This window comes from Rhizobium sp. CCGE 510, from assembly GCF_000292525.1.
Taxonomy (GTDB): Bacteria; Pseudomonadota; Alphaproteobacteria; order Rhizobiales; family Rhizobiaceae; genus Rhizobium.
This window is the reverse complement of record NZ_AEYF01000083.1, coordinates 1-1,402: the sequence shown is the minus strand read 5'-3', so window position 1 is coordinate 1,402 and position 1,402 is coordinate 1. Positions and strand designations below refer to the sequence as shown.

At 61.2% G+C, this 1,402-nt stretch carries 2 protein-coding genes and 1 pseudogene; all 3 read left to right on the top strand.

Annotation, left to right across the window (positions count from 1 at the left end):
- Window positions 1-299, top strand: a pseudogene (locus RCCGE510_RS32445) (conjugal transfer protein TrbE); the annotation flags it as partial.
- 40 nt (window positions 300-339) lie between these two features.
- Window positions 340-1,080, top strand: a complete 741-nt coding sequence (gene trbJ / locus RCCGE510_RS32440) for a P-type conjugative transfer protein TrbJ (protein ID WP_007637758.1) — start codon at window positions 340-342, stop codon at window positions 1,078-1,080.
- Complete coding sequence (trbK, locus tag RCCGE510_RS32435; protein ID WP_007637756.1) at window positions 1,077-1,298, top strand: entry exclusion protein TrbK; 222 nt, start codon at window positions 1,077-1,079, stop codon at window positions 1,296-1,298. Before trbJ ends, trbK begins: the two co-directional genes overlap by 4 nt.
- The last annotated feature ends 104 nt before the right edge of the window (window positions 1,299-1,402 follow it).

Below are 1,402 nucleotides of genomic sequence, written 5' to 3'. Positions count from 1 at the left end.
GGGCGGCCCGCGAGCCAGGTACTCGCGAATTCTACGAGCGTATCGGCTTCAACGAGCGGCAGATCGAGATCGTCGCGACCGCATTGCCGAAGCGCGAATATTACGTCGCCTCGCCGGACGGCCGGCGCCTGTTCGACATGGCGCTCGGCCCGGTCGCGCTCTCCATTGTCGGCGCCTCCGGCAAGGAGGACCTGAAGCGCATCCGGGCGCTGGTCTCAGAACAAGGCGAACACTGGCCGCTTCACTGGCTGCAACAGAGAGGGATTGCCAATGCCGACACCTATCTTAAAGATCCTTGATCGGCGCAAAGCCGTCGCAGGAATTGCGGTCATAGTCGCGATGATGATGCCTTCCACAGGATGGGCTGGCGGCGTTACCGGTGAGGCGACCGAGTTCACACAGATCGCCAATAATGCCGAGCTGATCTCGCTGGTCGGCAAGTCGGCCGAGCAGGTGAACAACCAGATCAAGCAGATCAATCAGCTGGCCGAGCAGATCCAGAACCAGCTGAAGATCTACGACAATATGTTGCAGAACACCGCACAGCTGCCGGATCACATCTGGGGCCAGGTGGAAGGCGATCTCAAGAAGCTGCAGAGCATCGTCGGACAGGGGCAGGGCATCGCGTTTTCGATGGGCAATATCGACGATCAGTTGAAGCAGCGGTTCAAAAGCTATGCCGATATGCAGGCGAACCTGCCGACGCAGTCGAATTTCTCCACCACCTATCAGTCGTGGTCGGACACCAACAGGGACACGATCGCCGGCACACTGAAGGCAGCGAACCTGACGGCCGACCAGTTTTCCAGCGAGGAGTCGGCCATGTCTTCACTGCGGGGCATGTCGGAGAGTGCCGACGGCCAGATGAAGGCGCTGCAGGTCGGCCATCAGATCGCAGCCCAGGAAGTCGCTCAGATGCAGAAGCTGCGGGGACTGGTCTCGCAGCAGATGACGATGATGGGCACCTGGTATCAGTCGGAGCAAGCGCAGAAGGATCTGGCGCAGGCAAGACGGGAGAAGTTTTTCAATGCGCCGGAGCACGATATTCGCGGTGGCCAGACCATGGAGCCACGCTGGTGAGCGCGCGGCTGATCATGGCCCTTGCACTTGCGGCGCTCATCGGCTTTGGCGCCGGTGCAAGCTGGATGAAGTGGCAGGCGTCATCGGTTCAGACGACCGGCGGCAATGCCACCCAGCCGTCATCCGACGAGGCGCAGCGCGAACACCGGGAGAAATTCTTCAGCGGTGACCCGGAGCGCAATGTGCGAGGTGGTCAGGAGATGAAACCACGATGGTGATTATCCGTCCGTCCCGCAAGCTGGAGCTTGCCTTCATCGCCATCGGCATTGTCCTCCTGGCGAGCGCACCGGCGCTGGCGCAGCAGGGGCAGGTGCTGACCACG